Origin of the sequence: Massilia pseudoviolaceinigra (genome assembly GCF_030846505.1) — a bacterium.
In the GTDB taxonomy this organism is placed as follows: domain Bacteria; phylum Pseudomonadota; class Gammaproteobacteria; order Burkholderiales; family Burkholderiaceae_D; genus Telluria_A; species Telluria_A violaceinigra.
Genome location: NZ_JAVCWL010000002.1, coordinates 1 through 18,633, shown reverse-complemented (window position 1 = coordinate 18,633; position 18,633 = coordinate 1). Strand labels below are relative to the sequence as shown.

Below are 18,633 nucleotides of genomic sequence, written 5' to 3'. Positions count from 1 at the left end.
AGTCTGCGGATTCAGTTGGTGATTTCGATGTACAAGGCTTGGGCCACGTCGAATTGCTTCGCACAAGCGGAGCAAACATGGCATTACCAAACGTACACAGCATCAGTTTTGCCGTTACCCCTTATCTCAAACAGAGCAAAACTTTCGTCCGTGCACGCCGGTCTGGCACAAACCTTGTACAACACAACATGGCTCACCGAAGCGGATATGCGGCGCCTCAATCAGCCTTCATCGTCCCCAGATTCCAATTCCAAGTTCCGGTTCCTTTTTTAGTCGAATCTGCGTTTTGCTGCGCAAAAACCGCTTCAATTTTTGTAAAATTGAGCGAGAACGAGTCATTTGGAATACCACCACCTCCACTACAACTCATTTGCGAAACCATCGCATTTTCCATTGTGTAGGTCATGAAGTTCATGTACACGCCGTTCTCGACACGCCCAATGTGCAGCGTGGCCGGGCCGATCTTGCTACCTTGCGTGCACGCCTTGAACAATTCGGTAGTGGACAGGTCCGACGATTTCGAGAAAGACATTTCCGAGAGCACCGGCCGGCCTAAGGTACGTTCGGTATTCGCCGAATCGCTACCCATCGGCAAATAAGCGTTATGAGAAAAGGAATTGACGATGATCTGGTTGGGGTGGCCCTCGATCGTGCAATTACCTTTGTATTTGTCGCCCAGGTCCAGAATAAGAACGTCTGACATTTCGTACTCCATATAAAGTAGGCGGGAGCCGTCATGGGCAGCGCCACGCTAAAAAAAGAATGTGCGGGCAATATGCTCGCACACCGATTACGCAGCAACAGCCGCAGGCAATTCCGCCACCAGGCGAATCGAGGTGGTGAGCTCTTCCATCTGAAAATGCGGCTTCAGGAAAACAACGGCCGAATAGGCGCCCGGCTTGCCCGCGATGTCGGTAACATCTACCCGCCCTTCCGACAAAGGAAAGCGCGCCTTTTCGCCCTGCGACGCGTTCGCGCTCAGCAGGACATAGTCAGCCAGCCAGTTGTTCAGATAGGTCTCCACGCTCTGGCGGCTCTGGAAGCTGCCAATTTTGTCGCGCATGATCACCTTGATGTAGTGCGCAAAGCGGGAAGCCGCCAGCACGTACGGCAGGCGCGAAGAGAGCGCCGCGTTGGCATTGGCCGCATCCAGGTTGTACAGCTTGGGCTTGTTGACCGACTGCCCGCCGAAGAACGCCGCCATATCCGACCCTTTGGAATTGACCACGGCAATAAAGCCCAGGTCATTCAATTCCTTCTCGCGGCGGTCGGTAATGAACACTTCGGTCGGGCACTTGAGCGCAATGTCGCCCTCGTCGGTCTTGAACGTATGCGCCGTCATGCCGGTGATCTTGCCGCCGCCCTCGACCCCGCGAATGGCCGTGGTCCAGCTATGCTTGGCAAACGAATCGGTTATGCGCAGGCCCAGCTGATAAGCCGAATTGGCCCACAGGTATTTGCTGTGGTCCTTGCCGTTGACGTCTTCCTCGAACGCGAACGACTCCACCGGATTGGTCTTGGCGCCATACGGCAAGCGGGCGGCGTAGCGCGGCAGTACCAGCGCGACATAGCGCGAATCTTCCGATTCGCGGAAACCGCGCCACGAAGTGAGCTCGGCGCTGTCGAAGATCTTCGACATATCGCGCGGCACGCCCAATTCGGTAAACGAACTCATGTCGAACAGCGACGGCGCGGCGGCGGCGATGAATGGTGCATGCGCGGCCGCCGCCACTTTCGACAAGCGCTCGATCAGCGCCATGTCCTGCGGATGACGGCCGAAGTAATAGTCGCCAATGAACAGCGAATACGGGTGTCCGCCAAAGGTGCCGTACTCTTCCTCGTAGATCTTCTTGAACAGCGCGCTCATGTCATGATCGACCGCGCCTTCGAGGTCTTTCAGCAGCTCTTTCTTGGACACGTTCAACAGGCGCAATTTCAGCTTGCTGCTCGTTTCGGTGCCGAACACCATATCCCGCAGGCCGCGCCACGACGCTTCCAGGGTCTGAAACCCTTCATGATGCATGATGGCGTTGACCTGGTCGCTGAGGATCCTGTCGATCTGCGCAACGCGTTCATTGATCATCGCCACGATGCCCTTGTCGGGCGCCGCCCTCATGCCCTCGTCGAGCACCTGGGTGGCAAACTGCCCCAGGAGCTTGCGCGCATACATGTTCTGCGAAGGGTCGACCGCCATTTTTCCTTCCTGGACGATGCGATCCAACAGGCTCATTTCCACTACCGCGGCATTGCCGGCGCCGCTTTCTGCTGTTTGTGTGCTGGCCATAATTGAACTCACTTTCGATGTTGGTATGAATCGGCGCCCGATCAGGACGCGAGCGCTTCGGCACTGTCGGCCGTTGCCTGGGCGTGCGCCGCAGCGGGATCGTCGGTGCGCAAGGTTTTCAGCTCTTCGGTGTTCTGCACGATGTTTTCGAGCAGCGAATCGAGTTCGTCGTTGCCATCGAGCTTGCCGAGCAGGTCGCGCAATTGCTGGCGCACTTCCAGCAGTTTCGCCAGCCGTGGCACTTGAGCGACGATCGATTCCGGATGGAAGTGATCGAACTCGGTGAAGTTCAATTCAATTTTCAGGTTGCCCTCGCCCTTGTAGGTGTCGGGCACCGACAGATCCAGGCGCGGTGCGATCTTGGCCATCACTTCATTGAAGTTGTCGCGATCGATTTCCACCAGGCGGCGCGCCTTCAGCTTGAGCGGCGCCTCCAGCGGCTGGCCGGACAGATCGGCCAGCAGGCCGACCACCAGCGGCAGTTCCTTCTTCTCGACCGCGCCGCCGATTTCCACATCGTAGGTAATCTGAACGCGCGGGGGACGATTGCGTCCCACCCATTTTTGCAAGCTCTCTGACATCGCATCCTCACTGGTTGTTGGACTTGTGGATCAGACGATCAAGCAGGTCCGCCAAAGCGTTTCAACTGACCTGAAAGCACCGTCAACTCGTTTCGTCATTCGGGTAGTTCGGAGTTGATGGTAGAAGTCCGTTTGCACGTAACACAAGTAACAACAAGGTCTCTCATCTACAACACTGCGTTCGACAGGGTCGGATCGTCGTGATACGATATTTCATTGCAGTTTGGCTAACTTTACAAAGGCACTATGTCTGGTCGGCCCTCCCTGGTTGGTAATCCGCACCAAACAAGGGCGCGGTTTCGCTTCGGACCCTGGCTGGTCGCCCCTGCTTTAAACACCATCGAAAACGCGGACGAGACGCGCCAGATGGAGCCGCGCACGATGGATGTGCTGGTAGCGCTGTGCCGCGCCGACGGTGCCATCGTCAGCACCGAAGAACTGCTGGAACAATGCTGGGGCAGCACGATCCACGGCGACAGTCCGGTCCACAAGAACATTGCCCAACTGCGCCGCCTGTTGGGCGACAACGCCAATGCGCCGGTCTTCATCGAGACCATCCGCAAACGCGGCTACCGCACTGTGGCGGCGGTCGACTTGACGGTTGACGATATCCAGCCGCCGCATTGGGAAAACGGTTCGCCCTTCCGTGGCCTGCTGCCGTTCGACGAATCCCATGCTGGTGTCTTCTACGGCCGCGATGAAGCAACCTGCAATCTGGCGCAAGCGGCCCAAACGCAAATCGACAATGGCCTCGCCCTGCTGCTGTTACTCGGTCCCAGCGGCTCGGGCAAAACCTCGCTGGTGCAGGCCGGCCTGTTCCCGGCCATGTCGCGCGCGCAGGCCGGCAGCGGCCCTGCACTGCTTGCTACCACCGCCTTCGACATCGCCGATCAAGGCGAACAAACGCTATTCACCGCGCTGGCCGGCGCCATGCTCGACCTGCACTGGGACGAGACCTACGGTTTTCCTGATGAAAGCGCGATTGCGCTGGGCCAGCGGCTGGAACGTGATTGCACCAGCGTCATCAATCAGCTCCAAGCCGCGCTGGCACCGCATGGCGCAAGCATCCGCTTCGCACTCTTTATCGACCGTTTCGAAGCGCTGTTCAACGCCAACCGCGTCACCGAAGCGGAACGCGGCGCGTTTCTGGCCGCGCTGGAACAACTGGCGCGCAGCGGCACTTGCCTGATCGTGATCGCTTGCCGCAACGATTTTTACCCGAACATCGCCACCTTGCCGCTGCTGATCGAAGTCAAGCCTTATGGCGGCCATGTCGACTTGGCGCCGCCCAGTTTCAGCGATATCGCCCAGATGATCCGCAAGCCGGCCGCCGCGGCGCAACTGGTCTTCGGCGTCGATCCTGTCACTCACGCCAGCCTCGACGACATCTTGTGCGAAAGCGCCACCGCCAGTCCGGACGCCCTGCCCTTGCTGCAATACTGCTTGCACGAGCTGTACCGGCAGCGCACTCCCGACGGTGAACTGAGCTTCGACGCATTCCATGAACTGGGCGGGCTCGAAGGCGCGATAGGCCGGCGCGCCGAGCAGGTTGTCGTTGGGCTCAGCGACGACCACCGCGCCGAACTGCCGCACATCATGTCGCTGGTAACGGTGCTGGCGATTGACGAAGAGCTCGTCACCAGCCAGCGCGCGCCATGGTCGGCACTGCGCAGCGAGCAGGCGCGCGACACGGTGACGGCGCTGATTGAAGCACGCCTGTTCGTCAGCGACCTGGCCAGCGGGACGCGGGTGTTTGGGATTGCGCATGAAGCGATCCTGCGTCGCTGGCCGCGTATGAGCGAATGGATCGGTGCGCACCGCGATGCCTTGCGGGCGCGCGGCCGGCTGGCGCAGCAGGTTGCCCGCTGGAGCGCCGATGGGCGCCGCGCCGACCTGCTCATCCCGCGCGGCAAGCTGCTCGACGAGGCCAAGGAGCTGCGCGATGCCGGACTATGGTCGCTGGAGCCCGGCGAATGCGAGCTCATCCGCCTGTCCAACCGGCGCGCGCGCCAGTTCGAATGGGCGCGCCTGTCCGCGCTGGGGCTGATCATCGTGCTTGCCGTGCTTAATTCCGCGCTCGCCCTGAGTGCACTGGCGGCCAAGCGCACTGCCGAAGCGCGCCGCACCAAAGTCGAAGGCTTGGTCGATTACATGCTGGGCGACTTTGCCGACAAGCTGCGTCCGCTGGGCAAACTTGAACTGCTCGAAGGCGTCAGCGGCAAGTCGCTCGAGTACTTACGAAGTTCGCAACAAGATGAACTGAGTCCGGCAGCCTTGACGCTGCGTGCCAAGGCCTTGCAAGTGATCGGCGAGGTCAGCAGGGAGCAAGGCAACGCCGCGCAAACGATCGCCGCTTTAACCGAGGCCAATGCCATACTGCGGCGCCAGCATGAAGCCGATCCAAAGAACACCCAGGTGCTCAAAAATCTCGGTGACAACAATTACTATATCGGGCAGATGCACAAGGATCACAACGACATGCCGGCAGCCGCGGCCGCATGGCAACAGTATCGGCTGCTTACCGAACGGTTGCACTCGCTCGAACCTGACAAAGTGGAATGGTGGATTGAACAGTCGTACGCCCACAATAACCTCGGTTCCCTGGCGCTGGCGCTTGGCAAGCCGGAGTCCGCTGAACCGGAGTTTGCCGCATCGCTCGCGCTGAAACAACGCGCACTGCAACGCGCGCCCGGCGACAAAATGCTGATCGCCGCGCTGGCCGACACCTATTCCTGGCAAGCGTTAGCCAGGCAATCCATGGGGGAGCTGGGGGCTGCGGAACAGCTGTATGAACAGGAAATGGAATTGGTACAGCAAGTGCGCCAGCGATTTCCCAGCGAGCCCATGTGGATCAATCGCTATGCCCGCGCTCTGCAGCATCGTGCGGTGCTCGCGCTCGCCCTGGGCAAGGATGATCGCGCGCTGGACGATCTGGCAGCTGCTGCCGCGTTGTTTGTCGACCTCGCACAAAACGACAAGAAAAACCGGGCGTGGCAGGTTGAACTGGCGAATGCCGAACAAGAGTATCTGATGGTCAAATTGCGCACCGAACCTGCGCAGCTCATCCTGCCGCAGCTGCAGCGCATTCACGCCAACCTGGTGGCAGAGAGCGCAATGAACCCGAAAAACGTCCGATGGATCAGCAACGAAACCGTCGCCCGCTCCCGCATTGCGACGGCGCTGCTCGAGATGGGCGATCTTGAACGGGCGAAAGGCGAGATTGAAACGGTCATTACGCAGTTCCGTCGCTTACACGGGCGCACGCCTGCCGATTTGCAAATCCGCCTGTCGTTGGCGGAGTCGCTGTTGCTGTACGCAAAGATACAAAAGAAACGGAAAGACGACGCCAATTCAATCATTGCGTGCAAGGAAGCCTACGCTGTGATTCAACCCAGCACCACCTCAACCAGGGACTTTTTGATTCTCGATCCCTGGAGCCGCTCGACGCTTTGTCTGCAACAATCCGTGATCGATAACGTTCCTTGGCAACGGCTTGCACAGATCGGGTATCGGGATTCTCTCTACCGTAAGTTGATCCCAAAATAGGAAGATTCTATGAACCATACAAATCCAATATATTCCCAAGTCCCGGTGTTAGTTACCATCGTGGGCGTCGATGCGTGTTCGGAGGTCTACTACACCTATGACGATCCAAAAACGGGCAAGCACCATGATAAGGCACCTACTTGCAAGATTAACGCTGTGTCTCCGTTTCAAACGTTGTTCGCGTTGGACTACGCGACATCGCGTAACGGTTGGGTCGTCCTCATGCCAGCAGTACGGACCCCAACGTCATCAGAGATAGTTCAACCGTTAATCCCGTCGTTCCCGGACGTCGAAGCTTCTCGCCTTGTACTGATTACTCACGATTGCACTGACCTGGAATATAGATTCGACGTCATCTTCTTCAATCAACTCACGAGGACGACGATATGGGATGATCCTCAGGAGGGCAATGTTCACCAGCCTATCAAGCCGGGCAGTGCTGGGACCAATCAGGCCTCATAGTCACGCCGGAAACATCCTCGCCCAGCATGTAATTCTGCAAGTCGGTACAGATCGCCAATGCCAGCTTCTCCTGCAGCGCGATGCCCAACTCCCCGTGGCGATCGCACTGCCGGATCCAGGCGATCTGCCCGGTATTGGCGTCGATCAGGCGGATCGTCGCGCGCACGTACCTGGGCTCAGTCCTGACCCGCACTTCGATTCGGTATTGCTCTGCCGAAGCACCCGATTCGCTGCCAAAGCGCTGGAACAGGCGCAAGGCAAGTTCTTCCTCCAGTCCGGAAATAAAGTTCCTTGTTCCACTTTCCGGGGTCGGGCTACCTAGCGGCGTCAACGCGACCGATTTTATACTGATGGGACGCGCGCTCGCCGCTGATGTCAACACGGGAACATACGTTCCGAGAGGAATCGAAATCTGCAAGCCGCTCACGTTGGCCGCGGTCGCGTAGTACTGCGCGAGACGGCCACGCAGCCTGCCCATCTGCACCCGCACGACGGGATCGAAGCTCGTATCGTAATCGCGCGCGTCACGGTGAAACACCTCAATACCGATCGCATATTCGCTGATCGATGCTTCCATGCCGCTCAATTTCCTCATCATCAGGAACGACAGCATGGCGCGCATGCGCGGCGCTTTCAAGAAGATCGGACTGGACAGCACATGTTGCACAGCCTGCCATGTGGCGTCGCTTTGCACGGCGGTGCCTGTCAATGTCGATGCGTTGCTGGTGCGCGTATTCATGGTCGATCCAGTCGGAAAAGGGATTCAGGAAGTGCACTGAGGTGTGCCTGAATTCACTCTAACGAGCTGCATGAATCTTGACCTTACGATTACCTTACGATTTCAAGCCATTGATTTAAAAGGAGCTTGTTCTCGATTTCCGAAGCGGCCCAGACCATGCGCGCTGGCCCGCAAGCCCTGCGCGTGGATGTCCGGTCACGCACCGCCGCGTTACGGAATGTTACTTCACGCGCCGGCCAGGCACCGTCACCATCCCTGCATGGGCTGTTATCGAACGCCGCCGCTGGCAGGTGGCGCAAGCAGCAACACCGACGGTAGCACCCGACGCAAGAGCCGATCCCGGCGCGCCGTGGTCTACCGTCGGCGGGCCGGCGACAACCCATCCTTGTAGCAATCAACGTCCATTGGGAGAACAAGATGAAAACTGTTTCGGTATGGTTCAAAATACTGATTGTCGCGTTGGGCTTGCTGTGGGGTAGTACGGCATTGGCCGTTGACTACCTCTCGGGGATTTGGAAGATCCCGGCCACAGGAGAGCTCGGCGCCAGGCGCTACAATACCACGCGGCAGGCTTGCCAGGAAGCGTGTACCGCTAACCAGTCGTGTAGCGGCTTCTATGCTTTCACGGATTGGGATACATGTCAGCTATATGGACCGGACGCCGACGTCGCCGCTCGTGTAGGGCCTTGGTCGAATGTCCAAATGAACTGGAAGAAAGCCAGCCCGGACCCGCTTGCGGCCTATACGTCTGGCTTTTTGCCCATCCCCAATAATGGCGCGCTGACGGATACGTTGTACGGTTATCAGCCGCAGCAATGTGCCAAGATGTGTAATGGCAAGGCCGATTGCGTCGGTTTCCACACGATCACGACGTCCGACGTCTGCAGGCTATACGGCCTCGAGTCGACCTGGTCGAGCACCAATGGCCCGTGGTCGAACGCGAAGTTGTTCATGAAGGGTACCCAGCCAGCCATTCTGATGGTGGATATCCATGTGATCGACAGTACCAGCGGCGGTAATGCCAGGTGGACCAAGGAGTACGCGCAGCAAGTGCTGGCTAAAGCGACCCAGGAAATGAACAATGGCGAAGTGGTGTTCAGCCTCGGAACCTTCGATCGCATTGTCGATGACCAACTCTTCAATGGCCGTGCGCTGGACCCTATCTTTCTCAAGTTCGACAACACCGGCCGTCCAGGCCGGATCAACATCTATGTCGCGGCGCCCATGAGCAATTACGGAGGGGGCGTGGCATGGGTAACGGTCACCTTGTCGCCCTACGCAGTCATTTCTTCGCGTTACGATTCCTTTAACTACTATGACGTGGAAGATACCGCCAGAATTTTCCTCCACGAAATAGGGCACAACCAGGCATTTGCGCACAACGGCAGCTTTTACAGCTATCCCTACGCAACCGACTGGTACTGGAGCAGTAGCCCCCTCGCCAGGCAGGTGTTCGCACGGCTCGCCGCCTGGTCCAAGCTGCGTCAAAAAGGCTTCGACCCTAACCTCAAGAATAACAACTATAGCTGCGCCGTCAATTCCCCGCTCCCCGATCGAGGCACTTTCCCGGCACCAAACGTTCCAGCTGCAACGTCGCAGGAATGTGCGGCGCGCTGTAGCCAATCGAGCAGTTGCGTGGCCTTCTATTCGTTCACCACGTACCCATCGTGCGTGCTCTTCGACGCGACGAGCATTGGCAGCGCTACCCAGCCAGGCAACTCGGCCACGGAGATGTGCTGGAAAACGGCCGGCAAGAAATAGCGCATTCGCGCCGGCGTTGAACAGGTCTGCAAGATATGCGTCAGCAGCAGTTCGCCTATCCAGGCATTCACGACCACCAGTGCGAGCCGACCCTCATAGCGTTCCCAAACGCCGAGGCCAAGTTGGGCAATCCGACTTGGCCTCATCTTTTGCGCGTATAAGACGAAGCAACCCTCGAGTGAGGTTTCTCCAAATAGTCGCTGGACGGAATTCCGGCCAGCACGACACGCATGCCGCATCCCGTATTTGGTCGTCACGACTTGTCGCTGGGACTATTTTCGTCAAAAAATATTTCGGTTTCCTCTGGTGGGTTTTCCAAAATCGTCTCGGTTCTATCAGCGTGCGAAGGCATGGTTGACGATGGCACGGCCGCATGATGTCTCTGTGCCATCGGAAAGTTTTCAGGTCGCAGCGACGTGCCATGAGCCGGTTTCGTGGCGCGACGGCAAAATGGCAGCCGCGATACGGTGATTCATGCGCTTGAATCGCCTATCTTCCGCCTTCACTTCGGGGATGAAGGTGACGCGCTGGCCGCAGCGCGATCTGACGCGGGATGTTGGCGCCGGTCGCGCCCTCCGGGTTGGCGCAGCCGATCAGCACATCCTCAACTTCACCCGGCTCGATGTTGGCGCGCGCGATGGCCGCCCGCAGCACATGGCCGCCCAGCGTGGCGCCGTGGGATCATGTTGAAGGCGCCCTTCCACGATTTGGCCAAGCCCGTGCGGGCGGTCTAGCATGTGTCTCTCCTGGTATGGGATGAATGGTCTGTGCCCGGCGGCGTTGGCCCGCCGCCGGGTGGATCGATACGGGAACAGCACAATTTAGTACGGTCGTTCGCAAATTTATTTGACGTGCCGAAGACGCCTGCGCGACGTAAAACATTGACACGACGGCGACGACGCCAGCAGGAGCCTTGTGAGGTGAACGCTTCGCCTCCAAAGCATGCCGCCCAAAGCGCTGCATGTCGGTCATGAAAGCGTCACATTATGTCGAGACCGCCGCGCGTTTATCGACCGGCAAGGTATCAAATGGTTTGCCAGAGCGAGGCGGCGCGTCGCTCTCGCTGTTTCAAGAAAAACCAGATCCGTGGAAAATTTAATGCTTATTGCATTTGCGTTACAAATTGATGACAATTTTCCGCTTGATCCCGTTGTCCACCTTTGTCTAATCATTTGGTACCGCCCTCATATTTTCTTCGTCGTCACCAAGCTTTTATATTTCCCTGCTTGACTTTCAATATTGCCTTATATAGAATTCGGCGCCATGATTAACTCGCACGCCGATAAAACGGCGCCATTCCAATAAGATAATACACTGTCAAAAAGAATAATATTATTATGATAAAAGATATTACCTTAAGAAAAGCCATTCCACGAGATGCCGCTCAGATCGTCGACCTCTACCAGAGCGTCTACCAAGGTGATTACAGTGATCCAATGATGTCGGAGACGGCGCGACTGCGCGCTGCGCTCGGGCGGGATGACTATTACTGGATTGTGGCGTCCATCGATGACCGAATTGTTGGTTCCGTTGTCTATCAGCACACGCTCACTGGGTTTGCCAAAGTCTTTGGCGCAGTCATTGAAAATGACTGTCGCGGACAGAATTTGACGGAACGGATGATGGAATTCGGCTATGCGCAATTGCGCGCCATCGCACATGTCGAAGTCGTCTACGCCACAACCAGAACGGTTTCTTCGGCACCGCAAAAATTGACGGCGAATCTGGGCTACCGAAAACTTGGAATTTTCCCAAATGTTCACAAGACGAGTGGGTATGAAACGCATTGTCTTACTGCATTATTTACGAAAAGCGCGTTCGATTCGCGCTTTACCGATTTTGCCCTGCATCCACGCCTGCGTCCCCTTTTTGAAATAGTCCGGCGCGAATGCGGCTTGCCCGCGATTCCCGACGATTGGATTCCCCATACCAGCGCCGAAAATTTCTCGCGCGCACGCTCCGCGCTGGAACTCGAATTGATCCACGCACCGCGCCTGACCAAGCGCCGTTTTGACGAGGGCAAGAACACGCTGGTGGCGCAAGACCACCATACTTTTTTCCCGTTTCAAGAACCCAATCTGCTGATCAGCTCGGCCGATCAGGACGTGGAGGTTTTCTGTTATTTTTCAGAGACGGACAAACATTGCGTGTTGATCGGCATTCACGATGTGTGCAATGCAGGATTCGCCGATATCGTGGAAAAGGCATCGGTAATCTTGCAAGACCTGGGTGTGCGCTATATCGAATTCATTATTCGCGCCGATGAGTCGGAGAAAATAGAAATCGCAATGCAATCCGGTTTCATTCCCTGCGCCTATTTCCCCGCCATGCATTTGATTGGCGCGCAGCGCTATGATTTCGTCATATTCAGCCGATCTTATGAAATACTGAATTTCAGAAATATCCGCCTGGAAGGCATTAATCGCGAATACTTGAACCAGTATCTGCAGCTCTGGAAAAAAAATTCGCTGGAGCCGGAACCGGCGTGCGCAGCGTGACAGGATTATCATGAAATTTTCAATGGCAGTATTCAAGGACCAGAATTCATCCCGGCTTTTCGTCGGGCAATTCATTTCACAAATCTGCGACAAGATGATGACCCTCGGCCTGGTCTGGGTTATTTCGCAGGAGCAATCCATACAAATGATACCGTGGTTCCTGGCGATAGGCGCGCTTCCCCATCTGTTGCTGGCCAGCAGTGGGGGCAAGCTGGTGCAAAGAATCGGCGTCCTGAGGACACTGATACACACCGACGTATTAAGGGGCATCATCTTCTTGCTGGTCGGACTGTTGTGGCTCGCCTATTTCAAGCACCATTCGCTGACCACGCTATTTATCCTGACGTTTGTTTCAAATTTGCTTGGCGCGCTGTTCAATATCGCTGTCTTTACGCTGCCCGGGCTCATGCCAAAAAAGGAATTGGTCCCACAGTTGACCGCCATGGTCGATTCCTGCTTTTCCCTGGGGACGGTAGTTGGGCCAGCGATTTCCGCCCTGCTCTATCCTTGGCTTGGTTTGTCGGGTCTGCTTGTATTGAATGGGCTTAGCTATTTGCTGGCGGCAGGGCTGGAAGGGGGAATCCGGCTCGATCCTGCTGATCCGGAAACGGTCGAATCGGAGCCGGCGAATGCCGACATGGCGCCAGCGATACCCGGGCGGTCGATGTTTGCCGATCCCTTGATACGCTTCATGTTATCAGCATTTTTCCTGATGAATCTTGCGCTGACACCCTTGATGGCCTTGCTCCCCTTGTTTGTTCAGACCCGATTCGCCGGCAATCTTGCCATGCTGGCCGCCTTCGAGGTGTCGATCGGCCTGGGGATGGTGGCGGGAAGTTTGTTGCTTTCGGTCGCGGAATTTCCGCTCAAAAGGGGCAAGCGGGCGATCGCCGGCTTGAGCGCCGTGTCCCTGCTCTACCTTTTCTTTGGCTTGAACCACAATCCCGTATTGGCTTGCCTGGCACTGGCTGGCTTGGGGCTGGCACTGGCCGTCGTCAATGTGTCGCTATTGACGCTGTTTCAATCGCGGCCGGCGCCAGCCGATGTCCCCGTGGTCATGAGCTGGGTCAATACGATCAGTATTGGCGCCTTGCCGATATCGATGTTGATGGTGGGAAGCTTGATTGAAAAAATCGATTTGACAAAAATGACGATATGTCTCGCGCTCGGGTTGTTGACGATATCACTGGCCACCGCATTTTATCGGGAATTTAGGGAAATATGAATATCAAGACTATGCACGCGGTCCAGGGCGTTTGCGAACAACGCCACCCCTTCGCTTCCTCCGCCGCGCAGGAATCGATGTTTGTCGATGCCATGAAGGAAAATATCAACTGGCACCAAGAGCAATCGCCATTTTATCGGAAATTGCTGGAAATGAAACAATTTGATGCCGCCACGCTGACGTCGATCGATGACCTGGCGAGCATCCCCTTTGTTCCGGCGACGTTTTTCAAGTCGCACGAACTTCTTTCGGTTGCGCGCGATGACATCAAGCTGCACCTGACTTCTTCCGGAACGACCGGTCAAAAGTCGCAAGTCTCGTTTGATGCCTGGTCATTGAGCGCCGGGCAAAAGATGATCGACGCGGTCTTCGAGCACTTTGGCTGGAACACGCCGGATGTCAAGACCAACTATCTGCTGTATTCGTATGAAACCGCATCCGATTCGCAACTGGGAACGGCCCACACCGACAATTTCCTGTGCAAGTATGCACCCGTTGCATCGGCATTTTATGCTTTGCGCAGGACCGGCGCGCCAACAACGGCGACGGGCGGCGCGTCGCACGAGTTCGATGTTTTTGGTTGCATCGAAAAGCTGCAACACTACGCCGCAGAAGGTCTTCCAGTACGCATTTTCGGTTTCCCGGCATTTCTGTTTTTTACACTGAAGCGGATGCGCGAGCTGGACTTGCCGCCGCTCAAACTCTCCGCCGATTCGCTGGTATTCCTCGGCGGTGGATGGAAAGGCAATGCCGACCAGGCGATCGCCAAACACGATCTGTACGCCCGCATTCACGAGCAGCTCGGCATTCCCGACCTGCGTATCCGCGACAGCTTCGGCTCGGTCGAGCATGCCGTCCCGTACGCGGAGTGCGCACACCACCAATTTCATGTTCCCGTCTGGTCGCAGGTGATCATCCGCGATGTGCGTACCCTGAAACCAAGGAAGTTCGGTGAAGCGGGCTTTCTGCAATTTCTCACGCCCTACATCACCTCAGTGCCTGCCCAGAGTGTCTTGATGGGCGACATGGCGACACTGTATCCCGGCCAATCCTGTGCTTGCGGAAATGAGCGGCCGTATTTCGTCATTCACGGACGGGCTGGAACAAGTAAAAATAAAAGCTGCGCCATTGCGGCGGCTGAACTGTTGAGGCGGTAATGATGGAAAATATGAACAAGCAACACCTCTGGCAAGGCGAGTGGATCGGCGATCAAGAACTGGCCAGCAGGATCGGCGATATACAATCGTTGGTGGCCCGGCAAATGGCGTGCGAACTCGATATCGAGACGGTGCTGGCGGCCGGGGATTTACTCGGGAAAAATATCAGGGAAAAATCGGCTATTTTTACCGAATTGAAGAACTGCTTGTCTGGCACCGATCAATTTACGTCGGACGAAATCGGTCTGGCCTTGCTTGAAATAGCCGATGTCTTGCGCCGTGCGAATCTGGAAAAGAAGCTCATCCGTGAACTCGGTTCCAGCAATCCCTTGCTCGCTTGCCGCACCCAATTCGACGATGCGATCTTCGAAGCTTGGGCGCCGTTGGGTTTCCTGGTCCACATTTCACCGCAAAATGCCTTCACGGTCGGGCCGATGAGCGTGCTCGAAGGATTGCTTTCTGGAAATTTTAACTTTCTCAAGACGAGTCCGCAAGAGAGTTCCTTCGCCCAGATCTTGTTACATGCCTTGGGCAAGTGCGATCCGAGCGCCCAGCTTGAGAAATTCATCATCGTGGCGAACATTTCGTCGAAGCGAAAAGATCTGTTGGAGCCGGTATTTGCCGGGGCCGATGGCATCGCCGCCTGGGGCGGTGAGGAGTCGATTCAATCGATACGCGCCATGGCCCCTGCCAGCGTGCGCATCGTCGAGTGGGGACACAAGATATCGTTGGCATTTCTTTCCATGGAAGCTGCCCAGGATCCCCATACGCTGAAACAACTCGCCATGGAATGCTGCCTGATGGAACAGCAAGCCTGTTCCAGTCCGCAATGTGTCTATCTCGACACGTCGGACTGGAATGAATTGCAGCGGTTTGGCGAGCGGCTTGCCGATGCCTTGACGCTGGTGGCGCACGAACTGCCACGCCAGTTGCCCGATACCGCCAGTGCCGGCGAAATTGCTTTGGTCAGCGAGTGTCACAGGCTCGAATCGTGCCTCGGCAATGCTCGCCTCATCGAAGCACCAGATGGCGGGTGGCGCATTTACATCGACGACCATGCGGCACTGGCGGCATCGCCGCTGTACCGCAGCATCTGGGTCAAGCCCTTGCCGCGCACCGACATCATCCGGGTCTTGCGGCCCATGCGCAACTATCTGCAAACAGTGGCGATCTGTTGCAAACTCTCGGAAATTCATCCGCTGTCGCGCTCATTTTTGCGTGCGGGTGCGATCCGTATCCGGCGTATTGGCGAAATGACGGGAGGATACCCCGGCGAGCCGCATGACGGCGTCTATGCATTGCAACGCTATTGCCGCAGAGTGAGCTTGCAGTTGGCCCATGAAGCGCAGGGGATTTCCAATTTCGATGAGTTGAGAAAATTCCCTCCGCTGCAGTGGGACCCCGTTCCGGCCATTACCGCCAAGGAGCAGTTCCAGTCGGTGCCGGCCGATCCTGCCCAAGCCCATCTTTTCTTCAAGTCGGGCGGTAGCACGGGCGAACCAAAACTGTCGACGTTCAGCTACCAGCAATACCATGAGCATATCCGGCTCGGTGCCGAGGGTTTGTACGCGGCGGGCTTTGATCCGCTCGGCGACCGGGCGATGAATCTGTTCTTTGGCGGGGGACTCTACGGTGGCTTCATCAGCTTTTTTTCGGCACTCGAACAGCTGGGCGCCATCCAGTTCCCCATGGCGGCCCATGGCGATACCCGCATGGTCGCCCAGGAAATCGTCAAGAACAAGGTGAATGTCTTGCTCGGCATGCCATCGTATATTCTGCAACTGTTTGAAAAGGAAGCTGACATTCTCTCCGCCTATCGGGGAGTCAAGAAGATCTATTATGGCGGAGAACATTTCAGTCCCGCCCAGCGAAATTATCTGCACGAGTCCTTCCAGGTCGACGTGATACGCTCGGCCGCCTATGGCAGCGTCGATATCGGTCCGATCGGGTTCCAGTGCGAACATAGCGATGGCGGCGTCCACCATCTTCAGCAACAGCTTCAATACCTCGAAATATTGAAAATGGATGAAGATCGAGCGGTGCAAGGCGAGGAAGTCGGCCGATTGGTTTTCACGCCGCGCATGTTGTCGGTCAATAAGCCATTGCGCTACGAAATCGGCGATGTCGGCCACTGGATCGCCGATCCGGATGGCATTTGCGCCTGCGGCAGGGCCGCGCCGCGCTTTCGACTGCTGGGACGGACGGGGGATATTTGTCGGATTGGTTCCACTTTCCTCAATTATCAGGAATTCATCCGTATCCTGGCGACGCACTTCGCCTATGCGGGCGAAGCGCAGCTGATCCTGGCGCAAGCCGAGATCAAGGAAAAGGTCATCTTGGTGATTTCCGATTCGGAGCGCTTGCCAGCGCTGCGTTGCCGAGAGATTTTCCTGGAAAACTACCTGGATTTGCAGGAAGCCGTGCTGACCGATGAAACGCTGCTGTTTGAAGTGCAAGCGGTGGGAATCGATGAATTCCACAGGACTGCGGGAAGCGGAAAATTGATTCGTGTGCTGGACCGGAGAGCGCGTTGATGAGCATGGAAATTAGCCGGGAAATACTTCCCTCACTGATCGCGTTTGCCCGGAAAAATTCGCCATTTTATGGCGATCTTTACCGCGCATTGCCGGAAACGATACACGCGATCGAACAGTTGCCCGTGTTGAGCCAGCAAGCGTTTTGGGAAGCCAACCGCCTGGAGGGTGGGCAATTGCTGACGGGGGCGATGCACGATGGCATCGTCTTGAAGAGTGGCGGAACCACCGGCAATCCCAAGTTCTCGGTGTTCAGCCGGACTGACTGGAATGTGTTTGTCACAGCCTTTTCCCGCGGACTGGCGCTGGGAGGTCTGCAGGATGGCGACCGGGTCGCCAATCTGTTTTATGTCGGCGAGTTGTATGGATCGTTCTTGTTTACCCACAAGGCGCTCGAAGAGTGCCCCAAGCGGGTCATGCAACTCCCGATTGCGGGCGCCACGACACCCGACGATGTCTATCGCTTTATCATGGAATTCAAGGCCACAGTCTTGGCCGGCGTGCCGACCACAATGATGAGTCTGGTAGATCACATTGACAAGGTGGGGGGCGATCCAGCCGCGTCGACGGTCAGATTGATCCTGTTTGCCGGCGAAGCCATGTATCCCGATCAGCGCGTCAGGTTGGAAGCATGCTTTCCAGGCGTCGAGATCCGCTCCATCGGTTATGCGAGCACGGATGCCGGATTGCTGGGATTCGCCGATCTTTCATGCGGCCCCAATGAATTTCGCTGCTACGATGATGATGCGCTGTTCGAAATTATCGATGAAGAAACGGGCTCGCCCATCGTCGCGCCGGGCATCGAAGGGCTGGCCGTGGTCACGGCCCTGCGGCGCCATTTGATGCCGATCCTGCGCTATCCGGTCGGTGACAGGGCCAGGTGGGTCGATGCCCATGGTACGGCGCATCGCAAGTTTCTGTTACGGGGGCGTTCCGATGAATCGGCCAGGGTCGGCCCGGTCACGCTGTATCCGGAAGATGTAAGGTCGGTACTGGCGTCGTTTCCGGCTTGCCAGGGCGCCTGCGATTTTCAATTGCTGACCATCCATCGTGACGGAAAGGATGGGTTGATACTGCGGATCGGCAATCGCAATGCCGATCCGGCGCTCAGCGCGCAGATCATTGCTGCGATCTACGAGCATCGCCCCATGTATGGTCAATTGCTGGCGCAAGGCAAGATCCTGCCCATCGACATAGAATGGGTGGATGCGACGGCGCTGGAAATCAATCCCCGCTCGGGAAAGCTCAAGCGCGTGATCGATCGTCGCTTTGCCTGAGTTCACGTAGAGCTTGGCGCGGCAATAGCGTATGCTGTCGTCCTCGATTCATGGATGGAGCAGCGACGAATGGCGACGAGGTGGATAATGTTACATGAGTGCTAGGGAAGCACTGATTCATTCGCCCGATCCCGTTTCGGTCTGGCCTGTGATCTGAGACAATAATGGCACGTCCAGCCCTGACCAGCCGACCATCATGCAAAAGAGTTTTTCCGACCTCGAGTACGCCGCCAAGAAGAAGCTGACACGGCGTGACGTCTTCCTTGCAAAGATCGACAGTGTCACGCCGTGGTCGCAGTTGCATAAGCTGATTGAGCCGTTCTATCCGAAGGTTGAAGGCGCTGGCCGCCCGCCAATTGGCCTGGCGCGCATGCTGCGCATGTACGTAGCCCAGCAGTGCTTCGGTCTTTCCGATGAAGGCATCGAGGACGCGATCTATGACCGCCAGGCGATTCGCGGCTTCGTGGGTATCGACCTCAATCGCGAGTCGGTGCCGGACGCAACGACGCTGCTGAAATTTCGCCGTTTGCTTGAAACGAACGAGCTCACCCGCAAAATTTTCGAGACGA

The 18,633-nt window shown here is 56.8% G+C and carries 13 protein-coding genes and 1 pseudogene; 9 read left to right on the top strand and 5 right to left on the bottom strand.

Translation table 11 applies throughout. The features are described from left to right. Positions 1-217: 217 nt before the first annotated feature. The 3 genes from RBA40_RS02315 to tssB form a co-directional block, all read right to left on the bottom strand. Positions 218-703 carry an Hcp family type VI secretion system effector gene (locus tag RBA40_RS02315; protein WP_306645613.1) on the bottom strand — a complete coding sequence of 162 codons (486 nt, stop codon included), beginning with the start codon at positions 701-703 and terminating at the stop codon, positions 218-220. Between the two features lie 87 nt (positions 704-790). Further along, positions 791-2,284, bottom strand: a complete 1,494-nt coding sequence (tssC, locus tag RBA40_RS02310; protein ID WP_306645611.1) for a type VI secretion system contractile sheath large subunit — start codon at positions 2,282-2,284, stop codon at positions 791-793. A gap of 41 nt (positions 2,285-2,325) precedes the next feature. Next, positions 2,326-2,865 (bottom strand): type VI secretion system contractile sheath small subunit, encoded by a 540-nt coding sequence (gene tssB, locus RBA40_RS02305; RefSeq protein WP_306645609.1) that lies wholly within the window; start codon positions 2,863-2,865, stop codon positions 2,326-2,328. 246 nt (positions 2,866-3,111) lie between these two features. Here tssB and RBA40_RS02300 point away from each other — a divergent pair, with 246 nt between their 5' ends. Continuing rightward, positions 3,112-6,411: an nSTAND1 domain-containing NTPase gene (locus RBA40_RS02300; RefSeq protein ID WP_306645608.1), complete on the top strand. Its 3,300-nt coding sequence runs from the start codon at positions 3,112-3,114 to the stop codon at positions 6,409-6,411. Positions 6,412-6,835: 424 nt separating this feature from the next. Here RBA40_RS02300 and RBA40_RS02295 read toward each other — a convergent pair whose 3' ends face one another. Then, positions 6,836-7,612 carry a hypothetical protein gene (locus RBA40_RS02295; protein WP_306645607.1) on the bottom strand — a complete coding sequence of 259 codons (777 nt, stop codon included), beginning with the start codon at positions 7,610-7,612 and terminating at the stop codon, positions 6,836-6,838. A 417-nt stretch (positions 7,613-8,029) separates the two neighbouring features. Between RBA40_RS02295 and RBA40_RS02290 the strand changes: the two genes are divergently transcribed. Next, entirely contained in the window at positions 8,030-9,373 is a 1,344-nt protein-coding gene (locus tag RBA40_RS02290; protein ID WP_306645606.1) for a PAN/Apple domain-containing protein, read from the top strand. Positions 9,374-9,904: 531 nt separating this feature from the next. Here the strand turns inward: RBA40_RS02290 and RBA40_RS02285 are convergent. Next, positions 9,905-10,088 (bottom strand): annotated as a pseudogene (locus RBA40_RS02285) (thiolase family protein); the annotation flags it as partial. Between the two features lie 246 nt (positions 10,089-10,334). On the opposite strand from RBA40_RS02285, the gene RBA40_RS02280 reads away from it, so the two are divergent. The 7 genes from RBA40_RS02280 to RBA40_RS02250 form a co-directional block, all read left to right on the top strand. Then, complete coding sequence (locus tag RBA40_RS02280) at positions 10,335-10,472, top strand: hypothetical protein (protein WP_306645605.1); 138 nt, start codon at positions 10,335-10,337, stop codon at positions 10,470-10,472. 238 nt (positions 10,473-10,710) lie between these two features. Then, entirely contained in the window at positions 10,711-11,871 is a 1,161-nt protein-coding gene (locus tag RBA40_RS02275; RefSeq protein ID WP_306645604.1) for a GNAT family N-acetyltransferase, read from the top strand. Between the two features lie 10 nt (positions 11,872-11,881). Next, on the top strand, positions 11,882-13,096 hold the full coding sequence (locus tag RBA40_RS02270) for an MFS transporter (RefSeq protein ID WP_306645603.1): 1,215 nt from the start codon (positions 11,882-11,884) through the stop codon (positions 13,094-13,096). Continuing rightward, complete coding sequence (locus RBA40_RS02265) at positions 13,093-14,253, top strand: LuxE/PaaK family acyltransferase (RefSeq protein ID WP_306645601.1); 1,161 nt, start codon at positions 13,093-13,095, stop codon at positions 14,251-14,253. Before RBA40_RS02270 ends, RBA40_RS02265 begins: the two co-directional genes overlap by 4 nt. A gap of 11 nt (positions 14,254-14,264) precedes the next feature. Then, positions 14,265-16,787 (top strand): acyl-CoA reductase, encoded by a 2,523-nt coding sequence (locus tag RBA40_RS02260; protein ID WP_306645599.1) that lies wholly within the window; start codon positions 14,265-14,267, stop codon positions 16,785-16,787. Continuing rightward, on the top strand, positions 16,787-18,064 hold the full coding sequence (locus RBA40_RS02255) for a phenylacetate--CoA ligase family protein (RefSeq protein ID WP_306645597.1): 1,278 nt from the start codon (positions 16,787-16,789) through the stop codon (positions 18,062-18,064). The genes RBA40_RS02260 and RBA40_RS02255 overlap by 1 nt, the downstream gene beginning before the upstream one ends. A gap of 196 nt (positions 18,065-18,260) precedes the next feature. After that, a partial coding sequence (locus RBA40_RS02250; protein WP_306645595.1) for a transposase occupies positions 18,261-18,633 on the top strand: 373 nt, incomplete at its 3' end.